The sequence below is a fragment of the Micrococcoides hystricis genome, from assembly GCF_042434215.1.
GTDB classification, from domain to species: Bacteria; Actinomycetota; Actinomycetes; order Actinomycetales; family Micrococcaceae; genus Micrococcoides; species Micrococcoides hystricis.
Map to the genome: position 1 here is coordinate 94975 of NZ_JBHLUB010000030.1, position 20701 is coordinate 115675.

Below are 20701 nucleotides of genomic sequence, written 5' to 3' on the forward strand. Positions count from 1 at the left end.
CCAATGACACTGGGACCTAACGACGCCGCCGCAGACTGGGCTTCCGACAACGTCGCCGAAGCCGTCAAGCACGAAGAGCTGGCAGCTTTGGCCGAGGAAATCCTCACCGCCTACCGCACCGGCGAACCTATCGAACCGCTGCGGGACCGGGTGGCCGACTTCGGTTTGGCCGAGGCGTACTACGTCCAGACCGAGCAGCTCAAGCACTTCTTGGCCGCCGGGGAAACCCTGGCCGGACACAAGGTGGGCCTGACCTCGCTGGCCATGCAGCAGCAACTGGGGGTGGACGAACCGGACTTCGGGTTCTTCCTGAAAACCATGGTCCACTACGACGGCGCCACTTTGCCGGCCGATGATTTCATCTCCCCGAAGGTGGAACCAGAGTTCGGTTTCGTGCTCACCGAGGACCTCGAAGGCCCGGGCGTGACCGTGGAGCAGGCTAAGGCCGCCATCGGCAAGATCTACCCGGCCATTGAGATCATCGACTCCCGTATCCGGGACTGGGACATCAAGCTGGTGGACACCGTGGCGGATAACGCCTCCTGCGGCGCCATCGCCGTCTCCAAGACCCCGCTGAACGTCACGGTGGATGAGCTCTCCGAGGTCCAATGCACCCTGCGGATCAACGGCGAGGCCAAGGTCTCCGGCACCGGTGCCGCGGTCATGGGGGACCCGATCGCTCCGCTGGCCTGGCTCGCCAACACCCTCGGCGCCCAAGGTGTGTCCTTGAAGGCCGGCCAGCTGATCCTGCCGGGCTCCTTCACCAAGGCCCTGCCCGTGGTATCCGGTGAAGAAGCCACCGCCGACTTCGGCGAGCTCGGCAGCCTCACCATCGCCTTCAGCTAAAGATTTATATTCAAGGAAAGAAACGACCAATGGCTAAAAAACTCACTGCCGCCATCGTGGGCCCGGGAAACATCGGCACCGACCTGATGTTCAAGCTCATGCGGCGCGCCAAGAACGTTGAACTGAAATACATGGTGGGCGTGGACCCGTCCTCGGACGGGCTGGCCCGGGCCGAGAAGCTCGGCTTCACCGCCTCCGCCGAGGGCGTGGACTGGCTGGTGGCCCAGGACGAGCTGCCGGACATCGTGTTCGAATGCACCTCCGCCAAGGCCCACTTGGCGAACGCCCCGAAGTACGAGGCCGCCGGCATCCACGCCATCGACCTGACCCCGGCCGCCGTCGGACCCTACATGTCCCCGGCCGTGAACCTGGATGAGCTGTGCAACGTCATGAACGTCAACATGATCACCTGCGCCGGCCAGGCCACCGTCCCGCTGGTCGCCGCCGTCTCCTCCGTCGTCCCGGTGGAATACGCCGAGATCGTCGCCTCCATCGCCTCCAAGTCCGCCGGCCCGGGCACCCGCGCCAACGTGGACGAGTTCACCGAGACCACCGCGCACGCGCTGGAGAAACTCGGTGGCGCCAAGAAGGGCAAGGCGATCATCATCATCAACCCGGTGGAACCACCGATGATCATGCGCAACACCGTGTACGCGATGATCCCGGCCGAGGCCGCCGCCGAGGGCGAGCTGCAGGACAAGATCCGTCAGGCCCTGATGGACACCGTGGCCGAGCTGCAGGAATACGTGCCCGGCTACGAGCTGCGCGTGGAACCACAGTTCGAAGAGGCCCGCGAGGACTGGGGCGGCTTTGGCCGCGTCGGCATCTGGGTGCAGGTCAAGGGCGCGGCAGACTACCTGCCCGAATACGCCGGCAACCTAGACATCATCACCGCGGCCGCCACCCGCACCGCGGACGCCCTCGCAGAACTCATGGACGAAAAAGTCGCACAGAAAGTAGGTCAGGCATGAGCCCGGTCATGGATCCAGCCTTCGACATCCGCATCACCGACACCACCCTGCGCGACGGCTCCCACGCCATGAGCCACAAGTTCACGGTGCAGAACGTCCGGGACATCGTCCGGGCGCTGGATGACGCCCGCATGGAGGTCATCGAGGTCACCCACGGGGACGGCCTCGGCGGTTCCTCCTTCAACTACGGCTTCTCCCTGGTGCCGGAACTGGAGCTGATCAAGGCCGCCGTCGACGAGGCCACCCAGGCCAAGATCGCCGTGCTGCTGCTGCCCGGTCTGGGCACCATCCGGGACCTGGACCAGGCGTTCGACGCCGGCGCCAAGGTGGCTCGCATCGCCACCCACTCCACGGAAGCGGACATCTCCATCCAGCACTTCCAGCACGCCCGCAAGCTGGGCATGGAAACCGTCGGCTTCCTGATGCTCTCGCACCGCACCAGCCCGGAAGAGCTGGCCAAGCAGGCCCGTATTATGGCCGATGCCGGCTGCGAATGCGTCTACGTGGTGGACTCGGCCGGCGCGCTGATCCTCGATGACGTCTCTGACCGCGTCTCCGCGCTGGTCGCCGAGCTGGGCGACGACGCCCAGGTGGGCTTTCACGGCCACCAGAACCTGGCCTTCGGCGTCGCGAACTCGGTGTACGCCGTGCGCGCCGGTGCCAAGCAGATCGACGGCACCCTGCTCGCCCTCGGCGCCGGGGCCGGCAACGCCCCGACCGAGGTGTTGGCCGCCGCCTTCGACAAGCTGGGCATCAAGACCGGTGTGGACATCCAGGCGCTGATGTCCGCCGCCGAGGATGCCGTGAAACCGATCATCACCCGCATGCCGATCATGGACCGCGCGTCCATCATGCAAGGCTACGCCGGGGTCTACTCCTCCTTCCTGATCCATGCCGAGCGTGCCGCCGCCCGCTACGGGGTGCCCGCCTGGAAGATCCTCGAGGAGGTCGGCAAGGCCGGCTACGTGGGCGGTCAGGAAGACATGATCGTCGACGTCGCCGTCCAACTGGCCGGCCAGAAGTAGGCCGCCAACCCAGATTTGCGGTGGGTCCAACGGTGCCGGACGGGCCCACCCAAACACCAAGGGGAGCGCTACCGAACAGATTCGGTGGCGCTCCCCTTGCTGTTTTCTGGTTAAAGTCTGGCGCGGAATCGTTCGTGGATGCGCTGCGCTTCCGCATGGCGTTCTGGCGGCGCTGAGTAGAGTTTCATGCTGCTCTGGAGCCATTGATCCAACATGTTTTCGCGCTGGCTCGGACTCATCGCCGCATACTTTTCGGGTAATGCTGGGTCGAAGCTGACGGGGATGAGATCACCGGGAGTGAAATTGCGTTTCCAGGGTACTTGGTAGATGCCCTCGAACTCACGAAGCTGCTCGTCAATGACACGAAGCCGAGCTTCAACAGAGTGCAGTTTGGTGTGCGCGACATACGTGTACTGCACGATCCCGATGCCGACAACGGTAGTACTGGGGCTGGAAGCGTCTTAGTCAGTGGGGGTCAGCACCAATGCGATGATGCCAGCTCCAAACAGCATGAGCAGGAAGCCTATTAACTTCAAAGACTTCTTCATACTCTCATCCTAGGGCTTGTCCAGTTTTTGTGTAGGTCAACCGTTGTTACGGTTGGGTGGCCTGAAGCTTAGGCGTCGGTGGCCGGTTGGTTCGGGTACAGGCGGACCTCGTCGTCGACGACCTCCACCTTGTGGGTCTTCGCGTCGATGGTGGCCGGCATGCACAGCGCGGTGCCGTTCTTCAGGCAGAACTTGGCGGAGTGGACCGGGCATTCCACCTCGGTGCCTTCAATCCAGCCGTCGGCCAGCGAGGCGTCCTCGTGGGTGCAGGTGTCATTCAGGGCGTAGAAATTACCGTCCTCGGCGTGGAAAACCGCGATGTCGTCTTCGGTACCGGCGTCGTCCGAGTCCACGACGATGGCATCGCCCTCGTCAATCTCGTCCACGGAACCTACGGTGATGTATTCGGCCATGTCATCCTCCTTGAAGCGGCGTTTCTGGGCGCGCTGCCGCCAGCGGCCAGTCCGTTCCATTCTACGGTTTTAACCGACACAAACTACCCGCGGGGAGCAAAGATAGGGGAAAATGAAAGTAGCGGGTTGTACGGTACCGGAGGGGGATCCCGTTCAACCCGCCCTAAATTTATGACAGCGAATCGCGCCCGACGGCGCCGCCACCGCCTGACGGAAGACCCGTGTGGGAGGTTAGAGACATCATGGTCAACTCGATAAAGCCGGTGCTGCTCATTAACCCGAACACCAACACGGCCACCACGGACCTGATGGTGCAGACCTTCGCCGCAGCATTGGGCCAGGCCGATCCGGCGCTGGCCGGTTTCCCTGTTGTCGGCATCACCGCCTCCAGTGGCCCGGCGATGATCACGAATGAGGACGAACTGGCTGCCGCCGCGGCAGCAACCGTGTCCGCCTACCGCAGCTGGCATGAAGACCATGGGCTGCCGGCCGCCATCGTGGTGGCCGCGTTCGGAGACCCGGGCTTAGATGTGCTCTCCCGCCAACCAGTTCCGGTGCTGGGCATCGGCTCCCACACCGTGTTAGAGGTGGCCCGGCGGGTGCGTGCGGGCGGACACCGCTTCGGCATCGCCACCACCACGCCCGGGCTGCGGCAGAGCTTGGAATACCTGTGTTCTCGAGAGCTGGATGTGCTGGCCGGGATCGAATTCACCGGCACCGCACCCACCGTTTTGGCCGCCAGCCCGCAGGATCAGGACGATGAGCTGGCCGAGGCCGTGTCCCGGCTGGTCGCCGCCGGCGCCACCGAGGTCATCATCGGCGGCGGCCCGCTCACCGGCAGCGCCGCCCGGTTAGTCGATGTGGTGCCGACGCAGGAGCGATTCGTCACCCGCGCCGGCACCAGGGTGGACATCATTGTTCCGTTACAGGAAGTTGCCCGGTCGCTAGCGCCACTGCTGACTCCCTGATTTCTTGGTCCTCGGACACCGAAGGCATGGTGAACTGGCTGCGCTGCAGCTGGTAGTAGGCACCGCGTGCCGCCATCAGCTCCGAGTGGGAACCCTGCTCCACAATCTGGCCCTTCTCCAGCACCAAGATCACGTCCGCGTCCTGAATGGTGGACAGCCGGTGGGCGATCACAAAGCTGGTACGACCCGAACGTAGCGCCGCCATCGCCTGCTGCACCAGCATCTCAGTGCGGGTGTCCACCGCGGAGGTAGCCTCGTCCAAGATCAGCACGGTGGGCCGGGAGAGGAAGGCCCGGGCGATGGTGATCAGCTGGCGTTCACCGGCGGAAATCGCGCCGGAGTCCACGTCCACCTCGGTGTCATAGCCCTCCGGCAGCGTCTGAACAAAGCGGTCCACGTAGCAAGCCCGCGCCGCCTCGTAGACCTCCTCATCGGTGGCATCCAGCCGGCCATAGCGGATGTTCTCCATGATGGTGCCCTTGAACAACACCGCGTCCTGGAGCACCATGCCGAAGTTGCGACGCAGCTGCTCCCGGCTGACCGAGGTGATGTCTACCCCGTCCAGCAGGATCCGCCCGGCATCCAACTCGTAGAACCGCATCAGCAGGTTCACCAGGGTGGTCTTGCCGGCGCCGGTCGGACCCACGATGGCGACCGTCTGGCCCGGATGTGCCACCAGATTCAAATCCTGAATCAGCGGGGTATCGGCGCTGTAGGAGAAGGAAACATCCTCAAACACCACTTCGCCCCCGGCATCGTGCTCACTTGCCTCTTGCTCAGCTGCAGCCTGCTCTGCGCGTTCCGGCTGCGTTGGCTCGGCGGCCGCGTCCTCTTCCTCCTCGGCGTCGAGGAAGCTGAACACGCGTTCGGCGGAGGCGACACCGGACTGGACCATGTTGGCCATGCCGGCCAGCTGACCGAGCGGCTGATTGAACTCGCGCGAGTACTGGATGAAGGCGGTGACTTGGCCGAGGCTGAGCGTGCCGGCGGTGACCTGCAGGGCGCCCACCACGGCGATGGCCACGTAAGAGATCAGGTTCACGGCCTGCATGAGCGGCATGATCATCCCGGAGAGGAACTGGGCCCGGAAGGACGCGTCATATAGCTCCGTGTTGCGGTTGGCGAAACGCTGCTCCATGCTCGCGGCCTGCCCGAACAGCCGGACCAGGCTGTGGCCGGTGAACGCTTCCTCAATGTGCCCGTTCAGGGAGCCGGTGGCCGCCCACTGTTGGGTGAAGCGGCGCTGCGAGCGCGGCCCAATGATCCCGACAACGAAGCCGGACAGCGGCACCGCGACCAGCGCGATCAATGCCAATTGCCAGGACAGGGCGAACATGATGATGGCGATGCCCAGCACCTGCAGCACCGAGTTCACCAGCGAGGCGAAGCCCTGCTGCAGGGCCTGCTGCACATTGTCCACATCGTTGGTGGTGCGGGAGAGCAGGTCGCCGCGCTGGTTCTTGTCGAAGTAGGCCAGCGGTATGCGGTGCACCTTGTCTTCGATCCGGCCGCGCAGCTTGTAGATGATGCGCATGACCCCGTCGTTGAGCAGGAAGCCGGACCACCACTGGGAGATCTGGGCGACCAAGTACATCAGCAGCACGGTAAGGATCAGCCGGGTGAGTTCCGCATAGTCCATGGCTCCGGTGCGTTGACCGTCAAAGATCACGTCGATGGAGGCGCCCAACAGCAGCGGCGCCCACACGTTGAGCACCACCGTGACGATGCCGAGGGCAATGGCCACGATGAGGATCCGTTTCTCGGTCCCCAGCAGCGCCGCGAGGCGTTTGAGCGACCCCCAGAAGTCTTTGGCCTTGGCAGTCTTAACTTTCTGCTGGCGGCCTTTCTTCTCGTCCTTCTCGCTCTGCTGCGGTGGGTTCGTGTTCTGCTCGCTCAGTTCTTGTTCGCTCACTGGGCACCCCCTTCTGGGGTCTGGTCGTTGCTGGTGGTTTCACAGAGCGCGAGCGCTTCTTGACCACCTTGAGATTCGACAATCTCCCGGTAGGTGGGGCTGCCGTCTAAGAGCTCATCGTGGGTGCCGCGGGCCACGATCTTGCCGGCCTCCAACACCAGGATCTGATCGGCGTCCCGGATGCTGGCCACGCGTTGAGCCACCAGCAGCACCGTCGCGCCGTCCAGCTCGTCCGTCAGCGCGGCGCGGAGCCGGGCCTCGGTCGCGACATCGAGGGCGGAAAACGCGTCATCGAAAAAGTAGATCGGTTTACGTTTGACCAACGCCCGGGCGATACACAGGCGCTGACGCTGTCCGCCGGAAACATCCGTGCCGCCTTGGGCGATGGTCGATTCCAGTCCGTGGACCTGCGGCAGCTGGTTGGCTTCCGCGGCGGAGAGCTCCGCAGCGAAGGCCTCCCCGCCGCCGTGACCGGCCGCTCCGGTGACCTGAACCTCAATGGCATCCGGGTCCGCAGTGGACCGGTTACGCGCAAACTCTTCGGCCTGGGCGATGCGCAGCACATCCCACAGCCGGTCCTCGTCGGCATCGGGATCCGCGAAGCGCAGGTTGGAGGCGATTGTGCCGGAGAACAGGTACGGCTTCTGGGGTACCACGTTGATCCGCTCCACCAGCTCGGTCCCGAGCGGGTTGACCCCGGCCCGGTCCAGCGCACCGTAGCGGATGCTGCCTGCAGAAGGCTCAGCTAATCCGGCGAGCACGTCTAACAGGGTGGTCTTGCCGGATCCGGTGCCGCCGATGATCGCGGTCGTCTTACCGGCCGGGGCGGTGAAAGTGAGGTTTTCCAGCACCGGCACGTCTGCGCCGGGATAGTTGAAGCTCAGGTTCTCACAGACCAGATCCAGCCCCTTGGCCTGCGCCTCCTGCGCCACGTCGTCGGCCGAGGACTTCTGGGTTGCCAGGGCGGCCACTGCCTCGGGTGCCACCTGAGTCGGTGCGTTCAGCAGCTCACCGATGCGGTCCGCCGAGACGAGCGCGCGCGGGAGCATCATCATCATGAACGTGCCCATCATGACGGCCGTCAGGATCTGCAGCAGGTACTGCAGGAAGGCCGTCAGGGAGCCGACCTCGATGATGCCGGCGTCCACGCGGAAGGCGCCAAAGTAGAGGACGGCGGCGGTCGCCACGTGCAAGATCAGCGTGATAACCGGGCCCAGCAGGATGAAGATCCGGCCGATGGAGACCGAGATGTCCGTGATCTTGTGGTTGGCTTCGGCGAAGCGCTCCTCTTCGTGCGCCTCCCGGGCGAAAGCCCGAACCACGCGGATGCCCACGAGCTGTTCGCGCAGCACCTGGTTGATCCCGTCCAAGTTCTTCTGCATGACGGTGAACTTGGGGATCAGGCGGGTCATCATGATGGACACCAAGATCAGCAGCACCGGCACCGAGACCCAGACCAGCCAGGACAGGCCGATGTCTTGCTGGATGGCCATGACAATCCCGCCGATGGCCATCAGCGGGACCATGACCATGAAGTTCAGGAACATCAGGACGGTCATCTGGATTTGCTGCACGTCATTGGTGCCGCGCGTGATTAGGGTGGGTGCGCCGAAGTTCTTGATCTGCTGGTTCGAGAACGCGCTCACCGTGGTGTAGACCCGGCTGCGCAGATCCCGGCCGACCCCCATCGCCGTCTTCGCCCCAAAATAGATGGCCACAATCGCGGCGTCGGCTTGGACTAGGGCCATCAGCAGCATGCCGCCGCCTAGACGCCAGATCAGCTCAATGTCACCTTTGGCGATGCCGTCATCGATGATGCGGGCATTCAGTGCGGGTAACAGCAGCTGCAAAAAGATAGACGCCAGCTGCAGTAAGACCAACAGAAGAATGAACTTTCCGTAGGGCTTGAGCTGCGTTTTGAGGATCTTCAAAAGCATAGCTACCAGTGTATGCCTAGGATAGAACCGTGCACCCATTGGACTTTCCTTTCAGATCAGCCCAAAACAAGAACCGAACGCTGCGCCACTTCCGCGCCGTCCTCTTCGATATGGACGGTGTGGTGACGGACACCGCAACCGTGCATGCGGCCGCCTGGAAACAACTTTTCGACCACGCGTTGGCCGAATTGGCGCCGGAACAACCCGAATTTGATGCCAAGCAGGACTACCTGCTGTACGTGGACGGTCGCCCGCGCGAGGCCGGCGTGCGCAACTTCTTCGCCGCCCGCGGCCTCGTGCTGCCCGAAGGCTCGGACGCCGACCCCATCGGCGCGATGACCGTGCACGGGCTGGCCGCCCAGAAACAGATGTACTTTGAGCAGGCGCTCTCCCAGCAGGGCGTGGACCTGATCGACTCGACCATCGATTTGGTCCGGCAGCTGCGCGCCGAATACGTGCCGTTGGCGCTGGTGACCTCCTCCCGGAACGGGCAGCAAGTGCTCACCGCCGGTGGGATTGCCGATCTGTTCGACGTGGTGGTGGACGGCACCACCGCGCTGCACCTGCACCTGGCCGGCAAACCTGACCCGGCCATGTTCCTGGAGGCCTCCCGGCAGTTGGGTATCGACCCGGCCGACTCCGTCGTCATTGAGGACGCGGCGTCCGGTGTGCAGGCCGGCCACGACGGTGGCTACGGTTGGGTGGTCGGGCTGGACCGCGAAGGCGACTCTGCTCAGCTGCTGAAAGATTCCGGCGCGGACGTCATCGTCAACGACATCGCCGAGCTGAACCTCATCAACCGCACCACCCGCCCCTTCGACCCGGAATGGGTGCTGCGCTACGACGACTACGACCCGAAGACCGAGGGCACCCGGGAAGCCCTGTGCACCCTCGCAAACGGCTACTGGGGCACCCGCGGCTCCATCCCGGGCACCACCGCGAACCTGGTGAACTACCCGGGCACCTATGTGGGCGGGCTGTTCAACCGACTGACCTCCGCGGTGGAAGGCCGCGACGTCGAAGTCGAGCACATGGTCAACCTCCCGGACTGGACGTATCTGACCTTCACCCCCACCGGCGGGCTGCCCCTGCTACCGGACAATGTGCCGCTGACCAGCTACCGCCAAGAGCTGGATATGCGCCGGGGCCTGCTGCACCGAGCGATGGAGTTTGAGGACTCTCTCGGGCGCAAGACACGGGTTGAGACCCGGCAGATCCAGTGCTTAGCCGGGCAGCATTTAGCCAGCATCGAGTATTCGGTGACTGCGCTGAACTGGTCCGGAACCGCGAACGTGGTCAGCAAGATCAACGGGCACGTCTCCAACCGGAATGTGGCGGCGGACCGGTCGTTAGCCGGGGAACACCTTGACCCGGTGCAGACCCAAGAGCTGGATGGGGAGACCGTCCTGCTAGAAACCATCACCAAGACCTCCAAGGTCCGGGTTGCCGTGGCAGCCCGAACCCGCTTCATGGAGCCGGGCAACGCACCGGAACCGGTGCGCACTCCCCTGCCCGGTGACCCGATGGTGGCCGGCCACAGCTTTGAGATCACCCTGGATGAAGGCAAACCGGTGGTGCTGGAGAAAACCGTTGCCGTGGCCACCAGCATGGACCAGGCCATCCACAACCCGGCCGACGACGCCGGCAACCGGGTGCTGCGGGCCAACAACTTCCGCAACCTGCTGACCTACCACGAGGAAATGTGGACGGTCCTGTGGAGCCGCTTCGCCGTGGTGATGGCCCGGGACCCGAAAATCCACAGCCGCGAACAACTGGCTCTGAACCTGCACACCTTCCACGTGCTGCAGACCGTCTACGCCGCAGAAAAGGGCCTAGACATTGGTGTGCCGGCCCGGGGGCTGCACGGTGAGGGCTACCGTGGGCACCTGTTCTGGGATGAGATGTACATCTACCCGATGCTGACCCTGCGTCGGCCCGAGTACACTCGTGACCTGCTCAAGTACCGGTACCGTCGGTTGGCCGCGGCCCGCAACGCGGCGCTGCAGGCCGGTTACCGCGGGGCGATGTTCCCGTGGCAGTCCGGTTCCTCCGGCCGGGAAGAAACACCCACCGAGCTGTTCAACCCGATCAACCAGCAGTGGATGCCGGATAACTCGCACCGTCAGCGCCACGTGTCCTTGGCGGTTGCGTACTCGGTGCTGCGCTACTTCGAGGCCACCGATGACGTCACCTTCATGACCGACTACGGCGCGGAGATGCTGGTGGAAGTCTGCCGCTTCTTCGTCTCGCTGTGCCAGTGGCATCCGGAATCGGGACGCTACGAGATCCACGGAGTGATGGGCCCGGATGAATACCACGACGGCTACCCTGACACCCCCGGCTCCGGGCTTCGGAACAACGCCTACACCAACGTGCTGTGCTCCTGGGTCTTGCAGAAGACTCTAGAAGTCTTGGAACGGCTGGACGGGTTGGATGACCCCATCGCCCAGTGGCTAGACATCTTCGAGGAAGAAACCGCGCTCTGGCGGAACATCTCCACCCGCTTGAAGGTACCGTTCATGAACGTGTGCCCGGAGGAAGAAAGCTCCGAGCACTGCAAGATCATCGCCCAGTTTGACGGGTACGAGGACCTGCTGGAACTGGATTGGGACCACTACCGCCGGGTCTACGGCAACATCGGCCGGCTGGACCTGATCCTGCAGTCTGAAGGGGATGCCACCAACCGGTACAAGCTCTCCAAACAGGCTGACGTGCTGATGCTGTTCTACCTGTTCTCCCGTGAGGAACTCCTGCAGATCTTGGGTCGACTCGAATACACGCTGACCAGAGAGCAGTTCCTGACCACCGTGGACTACTATCTGGCGCGGACCTCCCACGGGTCCACGCTGTCCCGGCTGGTACACGGCTGGGTGGCCGCACGCGTCGATCGTGAAGCGTCCTGGGAGCTGTTCAAGGAGGCGTTGGAGGCGGACCTGTCCGACACCCAAGGCGGGACCACCCGTGAGGGAGTCCACTTGGGCGCGATGGCGGGCACCGTCGACATGATGATCCGCTGTTTCGCCGGCGTGGAAACCCGCTCCGATGCGCTCTGGCTGCACCCGCAGCTGCCCAACGAGCTACCCGGAGTGTTCTTCCAGTTGCGGTACCGCGACCAGCCCATCACCGTCCGGATTGACCACGAACAAGTCAGTTTGACCCTGCTGCCCGGCTCCGCGCGTCCCATCACGGTTAAGATGGAAGGCATCACCAAGGAGCTTGCTCCCGGTGAGAGTTGGTCGGTGCCGCTGCCCGGCTAACGGCACTCGCGCACATCTGATGAGGAAAGTCCGGCTATGAACACCCCGAACAACACCGAAGTCACGCTCCGTTTCCTAGCCGCTCCGACCGACGCCGGTTTTAGCGGTTCGGTTGACGCCGGCACCGTCTTGGAGTGGGTGGACAAGGCCGCCTACGCTGCCGCCGTCGGTTGGGCCAAAACCTACTGCGTGACCGCGTACGTGGGCAACATTCACTTCGAGGATCCCGTCGACGTCGGGGACATGGTGGAGGTCCGCGCCCAGTTGGTCTACACCGGCCGGACCAGCATGCACATCAAGACCGTGGTGTCCTCCGGTGACCCGCGCTCCGGTGAAGTCCACATGCGTTCCTCCTGCCTCGTGGTGTTCGTGTCCGTGGATGAGCACGGTAAGCCTTCTCCGGTGCGGCAGCTGGAACCCGCCGATGAGGAAGCTAAACGCGAGCTGGAGTACGCGCTTTCCCGCATTGAGGTGCGCAACCAGATTCAGGCTTCTGGCGAGAAGGTCAGTTTCACCGACGCTGGCACTGCGGAGCGCGTGAAGTTGCGCTTCTTGGCAGCGCCTACGGATGTGAACTGGGGTGGGAAGGTTCACGGCGGTATTGTCATGCGCTGGATCGATGAGGCCGCCTATGTATGCTCTTCCCGCTGGTGTGGTAAACCTACCGTCTCCGTCTTTTCCGGCGGCGTTCAGTTCTTCCGTCCCCTGCACATTGGGGATCTGGTGGAGGTCGAAGCCCGGCTCGTGTACACCGGTAACAAGGGTATGCATGTGGCGGTGCATGTGCGTTCCGGGGATCCCAAGGCAGACGATTTGGAGCTGACCACGTACTGCTTGACCGTGATGGTGGCTCGCGACGAGACCGGTACCGCAGTGCCCATCAGGCCGTGGACTCCGGTTTCTGAGGAAGACAAAGTCTTGGCCGCTCACGCGCGTGAGCTTCTGGAGATTCGCGCTGCCGCCCCGGGTGGGCGTTTGCCAGATCATCTGCTGCAGCAGGCAGGTTCGTAAAGGTCACAAGGCACGGATCTTCTTCGATTCACCTGTAGTTGTTAAGCTCATAGGTATCAGCACATGTGAGATGAGGCGATCATGCAACGAGTCCGGCGACTGTATTACTTCTCGTTCCCAACGAAGATTGGTCAGTTGTTTGCCGCAGTGAGTAACCAGGGCGTTTTGCAGCTGTGCTTCGAACGTCAGGATGCTCTGGCTCGGTTCAAAGAATTGGCTATCGAGTTTGAGGCGCCCATCGCCCGTGTTGAGGTGGACCAAGTCAACGCCGTGGGACGCCAGCTGATCGACGAAGTTCATGAATACCTCGCCGGCGAACGCCGTGAGTTCTCGGTTCAGGTGGAAGCTTCCCCTTCCCTGACGGAGTTTCAAGAGAAGGTGTACAAGCATCTTCAGGAGATCGAGTACGGCCAGACGGAGAGTTATCTTGAAGTGGCCCGACTGGTGGAGGCTCCGGGCAGTGCTCGCGCTGTGGGTTCCGCGTGCGCTAATAACCGTATTCCGTTGATTTTTCCTTGCCACCGGGTCGTGCGCACCGATGGATCCATTGGAGAATTTGGCGGCGGCACGGACGTCAAGCGCTTCTTGTTGGATCTTGAAGCGGGTGTGACCTCGAAAGCTCAGACTTAAAGCCTGTCCGGCGAAGTTGTTCGGCGTTGTTCGGCTTCGTTACGGAACGTCGAAGCGTTTTCCTGCCTCGAATTCGGGAGTCGGCGATGTCAGGACTCGACCATCGGGTAAGACAATCTCGATGTCACCACTCTGACCGTGCATTGCTTGCCGGAACTTCCACACACCTGCTGTTTTCAGCCCGTGGTGTTCGTGGCAGAGATGCCACAGGTTGGTTAAGTCGGTTCCACCGTCTTTGGCCCAACCTTGGAAATGGTCGATCTCGCAGGCGATAGCCGGTTTGTGGCATCCGGGCACCCGACAATACTGGTCTCTGAGCTGTAAGAGTATCCGCATGAGTTGGGTTGGCCGGTAATTCTTCTTGCCAACTCCGATCGGAACCCCGGTCACCGGGTTGGTGATGATGGTGGTCCACTGCGAAGCTTGCGCGGCTAGTTCAAGTGCAGCCTGTGGTGCAATTGGCCCGTATCCGTGGGCGTGTGGACTCGGCACGCCGTACGGCAACTGACCGAGGTAGGGTTGCTCGCCCTGCTCGATCTTGTTCCGGTTGAGCTGAGCAAGCTTCATCAGTTCCGGGTGTAGGTGTCTGGCCGCGTTGAGCATTTCGCCGGTCAGGTAGCCACCGGCGCTGATGAGTAACTCTACTGGGATCGTCACGATGATCTTGCTCCGAGAGCCCAAGCCGGTTCCAGGGACCAAGGCCCGATCAGCTGCATGTGCGCTGACGTCGACAGCGTACTCTTCAAGACCATCCAGAACAGGTTGGCCGTGTTCTTCAGCCGGAACGATGGTTGCTGTTTTTCCTGCGGTATCTTCGCCGGAGAGAGATACTTGGCCGGCACCAAAGAGGATGATTTCTGCGAATTCATCTGCGCGGATCTGCTTGTAGCTTCGACCGCGCCGCGTTTCGCTACGCCGCAGAATAGATCGGGCGCGACCATCAAGTTCTGCGTCGAGCATCGCCAATCGGTCCAGTGGCATGAAGGCGGTGAGCCGCCCCATGCCATCGCCGGCATCGGAGATGTTTATCTGGCGTTGTTTGACCGCGATCCTGGCTCGATTGGCTTTCGATTCTGGGGCCTTTTGCTCGCGTAGGGTTCGTGCATGGTTTTTGAAACGCCGTCCGCCCAGATGCTTGGCAGCGCCGAGAAGTTCCGTCTCAAGTTCCTTGCTCTTGGTCTCAATTGGGGCCGGCAAATGGGTTGCCGGCGGCTCATGCTCCGCTGTTGGAGTTTCCGGCACGGGTGGAAGCGTTGTGTCAGTTGCGCTGTCGGCATTCGGAGCGTCTGTCTGCGCTTCAGGTTCCGGTTGGGGCACAGCGGTTGGCGTCAGGGGCAATTCGCCTTGTTCGGAAGATGGCGCGGGGTCGGCAGGTTGGTTCGTCGAGGGCATTGGCGCGGCGCGCATGGCGTCGAACTGGAAAACGATCTCCCGAGCTTGCGCGATTGTGATCTGGCCGTCCCTCAGGGAGTCAAGGGTTTCGGTGAGGTCATTGACAAGGTGAAATCCATCGCGGAGGATGCGCCGAGCTTGGGCAAACTCGAGACCGAGTCGGGTGGCGAGCGTCGAGATAAAGTTCTTGATCGCCCAGTCATCTTTGCTGTCTTGCAGGTAGTCAGCACCAATGTCGGTCGGGTTTAAACGCGGATTCTTTTGCAGAAAGGCGTGCTCGGCTGTTGCTGTCACGGCGACAAACTCCACCGCTTGGATCCACCGTTTCAGATTCTGAATCTTGTCGATGACGGCGAAGCCTTCGGCAGCGCTAGAGATGGTTGGCGGCTGGCCTGTCTTGCGATCAATGAATCCAACGTGCGAGGCCACCTCGGTGCAGAACCCGCAACCGGCTAAAGTTTTTGGGCCGGAACGTCCTGTTTCGCGGGCCATGGCGTCGGCCGGGGTGGAGCCGGTATCCCGCGTCGTTGACAAGGTCCCGGCAGGAGCCTCGTCGTCGGGAGCCTTGCTACCAAAAATCCCCCGCGAGGGCCGCCGATGAGGGTGCGACTGGTGGTGGGTGGGTGTTTGACTCATACATTCATAATAGAAGATGTGTTCGTATAAATATAGAGTTTTTCGAAACTTGTTCGAAGTTTCCCTCGCCCACCTTTAGCCCTTTCTGCTTGATCAGAATGGTATTTCAGTTCATCCAAAAGGGTGATTTTGGCTCTGATTATCCACATGTATGTTCCATTTATGTGGTTACGGCAGGCCGAGGAGGCGCAGGATCGCGGTGGTGGCGCTGGCTGCGACAACGATCCAGAGGAAGCCGGCCTTGCGCCAGGCAAGGATGCCGCCGGTCAGGACGCCGCAAAGCCGGGCGACGCTGAACGTTTCCAGGGACGAGCCGAGGGTTGCGGTGATGCTGACGCCAATCAGCAGCAGGTAGGTGGCAGCTTGTACGGCGCGTTTGAGGAGCGGGCGCTTTTCGAGTCTGCCGCCAACGGTTGGGCCGAGGGCCCGGAGAACGAACGTGCCGATGGCTAGGAGCGCGACGGCGGCGATCACGGTGGGGTTGATGAGTTCGGTCATGCGCCCTCCCCTTCGGCTGCAGCTGCTTTGTTGTCTGCGTTGCGGGCGGCTTGGCCGGGCAGGAAGATCAGCGGCAGGGCCAGCAGTGCGACGAGCGGGCCGATGCTGGCGGGGACGATGAAGGTGCCGACGGCGGTGAGTGCGATGCCGATGATGGCGATGAGACGGAATTCAGGGCGTTTCAGGGCTGGGAGCACCAGGGCGAGGATGGCGGCGGGGAAGAGCGCGTCGAGGCCGAGGGTTTCGGGTGGGACGAAGCGGCCAAGGAGACCACCGGCGAGGGCCCCGAGGGGCCAGGCGGTGAGCATCATGTAGCCTTCGGTCAGGTAGGCGCGGCGGCCCCAACCGCTGGTTTGATGGGCGAGGGCGAAGGCGACGGCCTCGTCGTTCATCACGTGGATTTCTGCGGCACGCTGCGGCCATTTGTGGGTCAGGAAGCGGCGGACGGAGACTCCGTACGGCAGGTGGCGGATGTTCACGGTCAGTCCGGCGAGTGCGGCAAAGAAGGGGTTGGTGCCGGCGGCTACGAGGCCCACGAAGAGCATTTCTGCTGAGCCGGCGAGCACGATGGTGCCCAACAGTGGGGCGAACCAGAGTGGGAAGCCGCCCTCGACCGCTTGCACACCGTAGGCGATGCCGACCAGCCCGAGGGCAGCGGCCAGCGACGCGGCAGAGGTGTAGAGGCTACGTGGCGGGGTGGCGGCGGGGCCGGGCTGTGTGGTGCTGGCGTTGGTCAACGATTAGAAACCGCCGGTGGAGTCCGATGGCATTTCTGAGGCCATGTTGGAGAAGCGCGAGTAGTGACCTTGGAAGGCGACGACGATGTTGGCGGTGGGGCCGGAGCGGTTTTTGCCGATGATGATGTCCGCCTCGCCGGCGCGTTCGGTTTCTTTGTTGTAGACCTCTTCGCGGTGCAGCAGGATGACCATGTCCGCGTCCTGCTCGATGGAGCCGGATTCGCGCAGATCGGAGACCTGGGGGCGCTTGTCTGGGCGCTGCTCGGAGCCACGGTTCAGCTGCGAGAGGGCGACGACGGGGACATCGAGTTCTTTGGCCAGCAGTTTCAGTGCGCGGGAGAACTCGGAGACTTCCTGCTGGCGGGATTCCACGCGTTTGCCCGAGGACATCAGCTGCAGGTAGTCGAGCACGACGAGTTTGAGGTTGTGTTTCTGCTTCAGGCGGCGGCATTTGGCGCGGATTTCCATGAGCGACATGTTCGGCGAATCGTCGATGAACAGTGGCGCGTCGTTGAGTTTGCCGACGGTGGCGGCGATTTTGCCCCACTGCTCGTCTTTGATGGAGCCTTTGCGCAGGTCTTGCAGGTACATGGTGCCCTCGGCGGAGAGCAGGCGCATGGCGATCTCCGACTTACCCATTTCCAGGGAGAAGATGACGGTGGCCATGTTGTTCTTGATAGCGGCGGAGCGGGCGACGTCGAGCGCAAACGTGGATTTACCCATGGCTGGGCGGGCGGCGACGACGATCATTTGGCCGCCGTGGAAGCCTTGGGTCAGTTCGTCGAGTTCGTAGAAGCCGGTGGGCACACCGGTGACGCCGGCGCCGCGGCTGCCGGCTGCCTCGATCTCATCGACGGTGGCTTCCATGATCTCGGAGAGAGCGACGTAGTCCTCGGCCTGGTTGCGTTCGGCGATCGCGAAGATCTCTGATTGCGCGCGGTTGACGAGGTCCTCGACCTCGCCGTCCTGGGCGTAGCCGAGTTGGACGATCTTGGTGCCGGCGCTGACCATGCGGCGCAGTACGGCGCGCTCGGCCACGATTTCGGCGTAGAACTGGGCGTTGGCGGCGGTGGGGACGGACTCGATGAGCTCGTGCAGGTAGGCGGCGCCGCCGACCCGTTGGAGCTCTCCGCGCTTGGTGAGGGCGTCGGAGACGGTGATGGCGTCGGCCGGCTCGCCACGGCCATAGAGGTCCACGATGGCCTCGTAGATCATCTCGTGTGCCGGCTTGTAGAAGTCATCCCCGCGGATGACCTCGACCACGGCCGAAATGGCGTCCGGGGACAGCAACATACCGCCGAGGACGGATTGTTCTGCCACCATGTCCTGAGGCGGTTTGCGGCTCTGGTTTTCAGCGGAAGCTACGCCCGTTTCATAGTGGGAGATCGTCAACGTTCACGTCCTGGCTGGTCGGCACCGATTAGTTTCCCCAAGACCTTTAATGCTGCCGGTAAGCACCGACAGGATAAGGGTGTGAGGGGGTCTCAAGAGGGACTTCTGCCACTACCCTAAACCCGAGTTATCCCCATAATCCAGCTGACTATCCACAGGGGTTGTGGGTTGCCTGTTGATAGCTTGTGGAACGCGCTGTGGATGATGTGGACAAGACTGTGGATAGTTTTCCACCTTGCGCACAGATACTGGCTACTTCCCTGTGTTTACAAGGATCCGGCGATTGTGGACGTGTGGACAGAAAATATTTTTGCTCACATTTTTCACCTGAATCTCAGTTCGCGTTCACTCAAGTTCTCTGCTATGCGAGGCAAAACTTGTCTGTCTGAGGGGGAATTATCCACATTTCATACACAGGTGTGTCAAGCCCGGGAAAGAAAGTTTTTCACGCCCCCATGACAAGGCCCGACACCACGGGTTCTGTGGTGTCGGGCCGTCTCACCTACTAAGAAAAGTTAGTCGCGCGCGAAGGAGATGGCGTCGAGGTCTTCGGGGACGAAGAATTCGCCGTCGAAGTGGTTCCGGCCGCGTTCCCAGACTTTGGTCTGATCCAGTCCCGGCACCAGGTGGTGCAGAGCCAGGCGGCGGGCGCCGGCTTCTTGGGCGACCCGGACGGCGTCCTCGACCGAGGTGTGGGACTTATAGTGGTGTTCCTTCGAGGCACGAGAGAGCTCGTCGGTGCGGCCCCCGTAGAGTTCCTCAATGAAGTCGAAGTCGATGGCCTCGTGCATGAGCAGGTCCACGTCTTTGGCGAGGGTGATCATGTTGGGGGTGAAGGTGGTGTCACCGGAGAAGGCGACCGAGCCCTCGGCGGTTTCGAAGCGGAAGCCGAAGGCCGGGGCGATTGGCGGGTGCTCCACTAAGGTGGCGTAGACCTTGACCTGTTCGTCTTCGAACACCAGGAATGGCTCGCAGTCCGGAGTCATGTTCTCGTTCGGGTGGAATCCGGTTTCGGCTGGGACGACGACGTCTTGGGGGTCGAACAGGTCCAGCGGGTTGGCCCGGCGGCTGTCGATGATGCGGTCATTGAGGTCCGTGGCGTACGCTTCCATGAGCTTGGTGAACATTTCCGCGGTGCCCGGGGTGGGGTTCTCCGGGTTGACGATCTTGGGTTCCTCGGTGGCGAACTTGGATAGCGGTGGCAGCATGCCGCGGTTGCCGGGGCCGACGATGGGGATGGGTTTGTCGGTCTTGCCCTCGATTTCATAGAGCCCAAAGATGCCCAGGGAGGCGAGGTCTACGGTGTGGTCCGAGTGCAGGTGGGTGATGAAGATGCCGCGCATTTTGTGCAGGGGCAGTCCGGCTTGTTCGAGGCGGCGGCCGACTCCGGAGCCGGCATCGACCAGGTAGAAGTCTCCGTTGGGCAAAACGACGGCGGTGGCGATGCCGGTACGGTTGCCGCCTTTCCACCAGCGTGGACCGCCGGAGGTTCCGAGGGCCACGATGTGGGGGCCGGTGTGGTGCGTGGTCATGTCACATCTCCTTGCAGGTTACTGTCACCAGTTTGGGTGACACTTTGTATAATCGAAAGCAAAATTTATCTACCTCAAACATCAGAGGTGTTTATGGCTGAGTTCACGTTGCGGCAGTTGCAGTATTTTGTGGCGGCGGTGGAGGAAGGTTCCATCACGGCGGCGGCTGAGGCCAACCATGTGACCCAGGCTGCGGTGTCCATGGCTGTCTCCGAGCTGGAGCGGGCGCTGGGGGTGAGCTTGTTTGTGCGGTCGCACGCCAAACGGGTGCTGCCCACCCCGGCCGGGTACGCGTTGTTGCGGTACGCCCAGCAGATCGGTGCGCTGTCCGAGGAGGCCGCGTTGGCGGTGCGGCAGGAGCAGCAGTCGTTGTCCGGGCCGGTCCGCGTCGGCTGTACCGCCACCCTGTCCGCCCTGTTGATCCCGGAACTGATTACCCACTGCGCGGAGCATTACCCGGCGCTGGAGTTCAGTTTTGTGGAGGGCTCCGCGGTGGAGTTGGGTCCGGATGTGGAGAACGGCCGGCTGGATGTGTTGCTCTGCTATGAGGCGCAGCGGCCCTCGTTTTTGGATCAGAAGGTGTTGCGGGAGATCCGCCAGCATGTGGCGGTAGCGGCGGATCATCCGTTGGCGGATCAGCCCAGTGTCCGGTTGGAGCAGCTGATGGATGAGCCGTTGATCCTGTTTGATATACCGCCGACGGTGGACCGGGTGTTGGGCCTGTTCCATTCGTTGGGGTTCCGGCCGAACCTGCGGTGGCGTTCGAAAGTGTTGGAGACGCTGTTGTCCATGGTGGGCCGGGGTTTTGCGTGGTCCTATTTCAACACGGTGCCGCGCTGGAACTACGGGCCGGAGGCCGAGGCGGTGCGGTTTGTGCCGATTGCCGATGAGTTGCCGGCCAACCCGATCGTGGCAGCCGTCCCTCAAGGGGTGCAGCTGCCACGACGGATTCAGGTTGTGTTGGAACATCTTGCAAGCTCTGACTGGCGCTGAACC

17 protein-coding genes are annotated in these 20701 nt (G+C 62.5%); 8 read left to right on the forward strand and 9 right to left on the reverse strand.

Annotated elements, in window-relative coordinates; genetic code table 11:
- The first annotated feature begins 3 nt into the window (after positions 1-3).
- From ACFFFR_RS08455 to dmpG, 3 genes are read left to right on the forward strand one after another with little or no spacing between them, the layout of a single operon-like run.
- Positions 4-846, forward strand: coding sequence for a 2-keto-4-pentenoate hydratase (locus ACFFFR_RS08455; protein ID WP_377459544.1), 843 nt, complete (start codon positions 4-6; stop codon positions 844-846).
- A gap of 29 nt (positions 847-875) precedes the next feature.
- Entirely contained in the window at positions 876-1817 is a 942-nt protein-coding gene (locus ACFFFR_RS08460) for an acetaldehyde dehydrogenase (acetylating) (protein ID WP_377459546.1), read from the forward strand.
- Positions 1814-2842, forward strand: a complete 1029-nt coding sequence (gene dmpG / locus ACFFFR_RS08465; RefSeq protein WP_377459547.1) for a 4-hydroxy-2-oxovalerate aldolase — start codon at positions 1814-1816, stop codon at positions 2840-2842. Before ACFFFR_RS08460 ends, dmpG begins: the two co-directional genes overlap by 4 nt.
- A 110-nt stretch (positions 2843-2952) precedes the next feature.
- Here dmpG and ACFFFR_RS08470 read toward each other — a convergent pair whose 3' ends face one another.
- Both ACFFFR_RS08470 and ACFFFR_RS08475 read right to left on the reverse strand, forming a co-directional pair.
- A complete protein-coding gene (locus tag ACFFFR_RS08470) occupies positions 2953-3261 on the reverse strand; it encodes a hypothetical protein (protein WP_377459549.1) in 309 nt (102 codons plus the stop codon).
- Positions 3262-3458: 197 nt separating this feature from the next.
- On the reverse strand, positions 3459-3863 hold the full coding sequence (locus ACFFFR_RS08475) for a bifunctional 3-phenylpropionate/cinnamic acid dioxygenase ferredoxin subunit (RefSeq protein WP_377459551.1): 405 nt from the start codon (positions 3861-3863) through the stop codon (positions 3459-3461).
- Between the two features lie 182 nt (positions 3864-4045).
- On the opposite strand from ACFFFR_RS08475, the gene ACFFFR_RS08480 reads away from it, so the two are divergent.
- Positions 4046-4771 carry an aspartate/glutamate racemase family protein gene (locus ACFFFR_RS08480; protein ID WP_377459553.1) on the forward strand — a complete coding sequence of 242 codons (726 nt, stop codon included), beginning with the start codon at positions 4046-4048 and terminating at the stop codon, positions 4769-4771.
- On the opposite strand, the gene ACFFFR_RS08485 is transcribed toward ACFFFR_RS08480, so the two are convergent.
- Together ACFFFR_RS08485 and ACFFFR_RS08490 are read right to left on the reverse strand one after the other, a co-directional pair.
- A complete protein-coding gene (locus ACFFFR_RS08485) occupies positions 4716-6683 on the reverse strand; it encodes an ABC transporter ATP-binding protein (RefSeq protein ID WP_377459555.1) in 1968 nt (655 codons plus the stop codon). The two genes, ACFFFR_RS08480 and ACFFFR_RS08485, sit on opposite strands and share 56 nt — an antisense overlap.
- Positions 6680-8620, reverse strand: a complete 1941-nt coding sequence (locus ACFFFR_RS08490) for an ABC transporter ATP-binding protein (protein WP_377459557.1) — start codon at positions 8618-8620, stop codon at positions 6680-6682. Before ACFFFR_RS08490 ends, ACFFFR_RS08485 begins: the two co-directional genes overlap by 4 nt.
- Before the next feature lie 29 nt (positions 8621-8649).
- Between ACFFFR_RS08490 and ACFFFR_RS08495 the strand changes: the two genes are divergently transcribed.
- The 3 genes from ACFFFR_RS08495 to ACFFFR_RS08505 all read left to right on the forward strand — a co-directional run bounded on the left by ACFFFR_RS08495 (position 8650) and on the right by ACFFFR_RS08505 (position 13518).
- Entirely contained in the window at positions 8650-11877 is a 3228-nt protein-coding gene (locus ACFFFR_RS08495; RefSeq protein WP_377459559.1) for a beta-phosphoglucomutase family hydrolase, read from the forward strand.
- Positions 11878-11913: 36 nt separating this feature from the next.
- Positions 11914-12888 (forward strand): acyl-CoA thioesterase, encoded by a 975-nt coding sequence (locus tag ACFFFR_RS08500; RefSeq protein WP_377459561.1) that lies wholly within the window; start codon positions 11914-11916, stop codon positions 12886-12888.
- 81 nt (positions 12889-12969) lie between these two features.
- Positions 12970-13518 (forward strand): methylated-DNA--[protein]-cysteine S-methyltransferase, encoded by a 549-nt coding sequence (locus ACFFFR_RS08505; RefSeq protein ID WP_377459562.1) that lies wholly within the window; start codon positions 12970-12972, stop codon positions 13516-13518.
- 39 nt (positions 13519-13557) lie between these two features.
- Here ACFFFR_RS08505 and ACFFFR_RS08510 read toward each other — a convergent pair whose 3' ends face one another.
- The 5 genes from ACFFFR_RS08510 to ACFFFR_RS08530 form a co-directional block, all read right to left on the reverse strand.
- On the reverse strand, positions 13558-15546 hold the full coding sequence (locus tag ACFFFR_RS08510; protein ID WP_377459564.1) for an HNH endonuclease signature motif containing protein: 1989 nt from the start codon (positions 15544-15546) through the stop codon (positions 13558-13560).
- Positions 15547-15714: 168 nt separating this feature from the next.
- The gene (locus tag ACFFFR_RS08515) at positions 15715-16044 is read right to left on the reverse strand and encodes a branched-chain amino acid transport AzlD family protein (protein ID WP_377459566.1); all 330 of its coding nucleotides are present in this window, start codon (positions 16042-16044) and stop codon (positions 15715-15717) included.
- The gene (locus ACFFFR_RS08520; RefSeq protein WP_377459568.1) at positions 16041-16781 is read right to left on the reverse strand and encodes an AzlC family ABC transporter permease; all 741 of its coding nucleotides are present in this window, start codon (positions 16779-16781) and stop codon (positions 16041-16043) included. The genes ACFFFR_RS08515 and ACFFFR_RS08520 overlap by 4 nt, the downstream gene beginning before the upstream one ends.
- Positions 16782-16784: 3 nt before the next feature.
- Complete coding sequence (gene dnaB, locus ACFFFR_RS08525) at positions 16785-18173, reverse strand: replicative DNA helicase (RefSeq protein WP_377459569.1); 1389 nt, start codon at positions 18171-18173, stop codon at positions 16785-16787.
- 515 nt (positions 18174-18688) lie between these two features.
- Positions 18689-19705, reverse strand: a complete 1017-nt coding sequence (locus tag ACFFFR_RS08530) for an MBL fold metallo-hydrolase (RefSeq protein ID WP_377459570.1) — start codon at positions 19703-19705, stop codon at positions 18689-18691.
- Positions 19706-19798: 93 nt separating this feature from the next.
- Here ACFFFR_RS08530 and ACFFFR_RS08535 point away from each other — a divergent pair, with 93 nt between their 5' ends.
- On the forward strand, positions 19799-20698 hold the full coding sequence (locus ACFFFR_RS08535; protein WP_377459572.1) for a LysR family transcriptional regulator: 900 nt from the start codon (positions 19799-19801) through the stop codon (positions 20696-20698).
- The last annotated feature ends 3 nt before the right edge of the window (positions 20699-20701 follow it).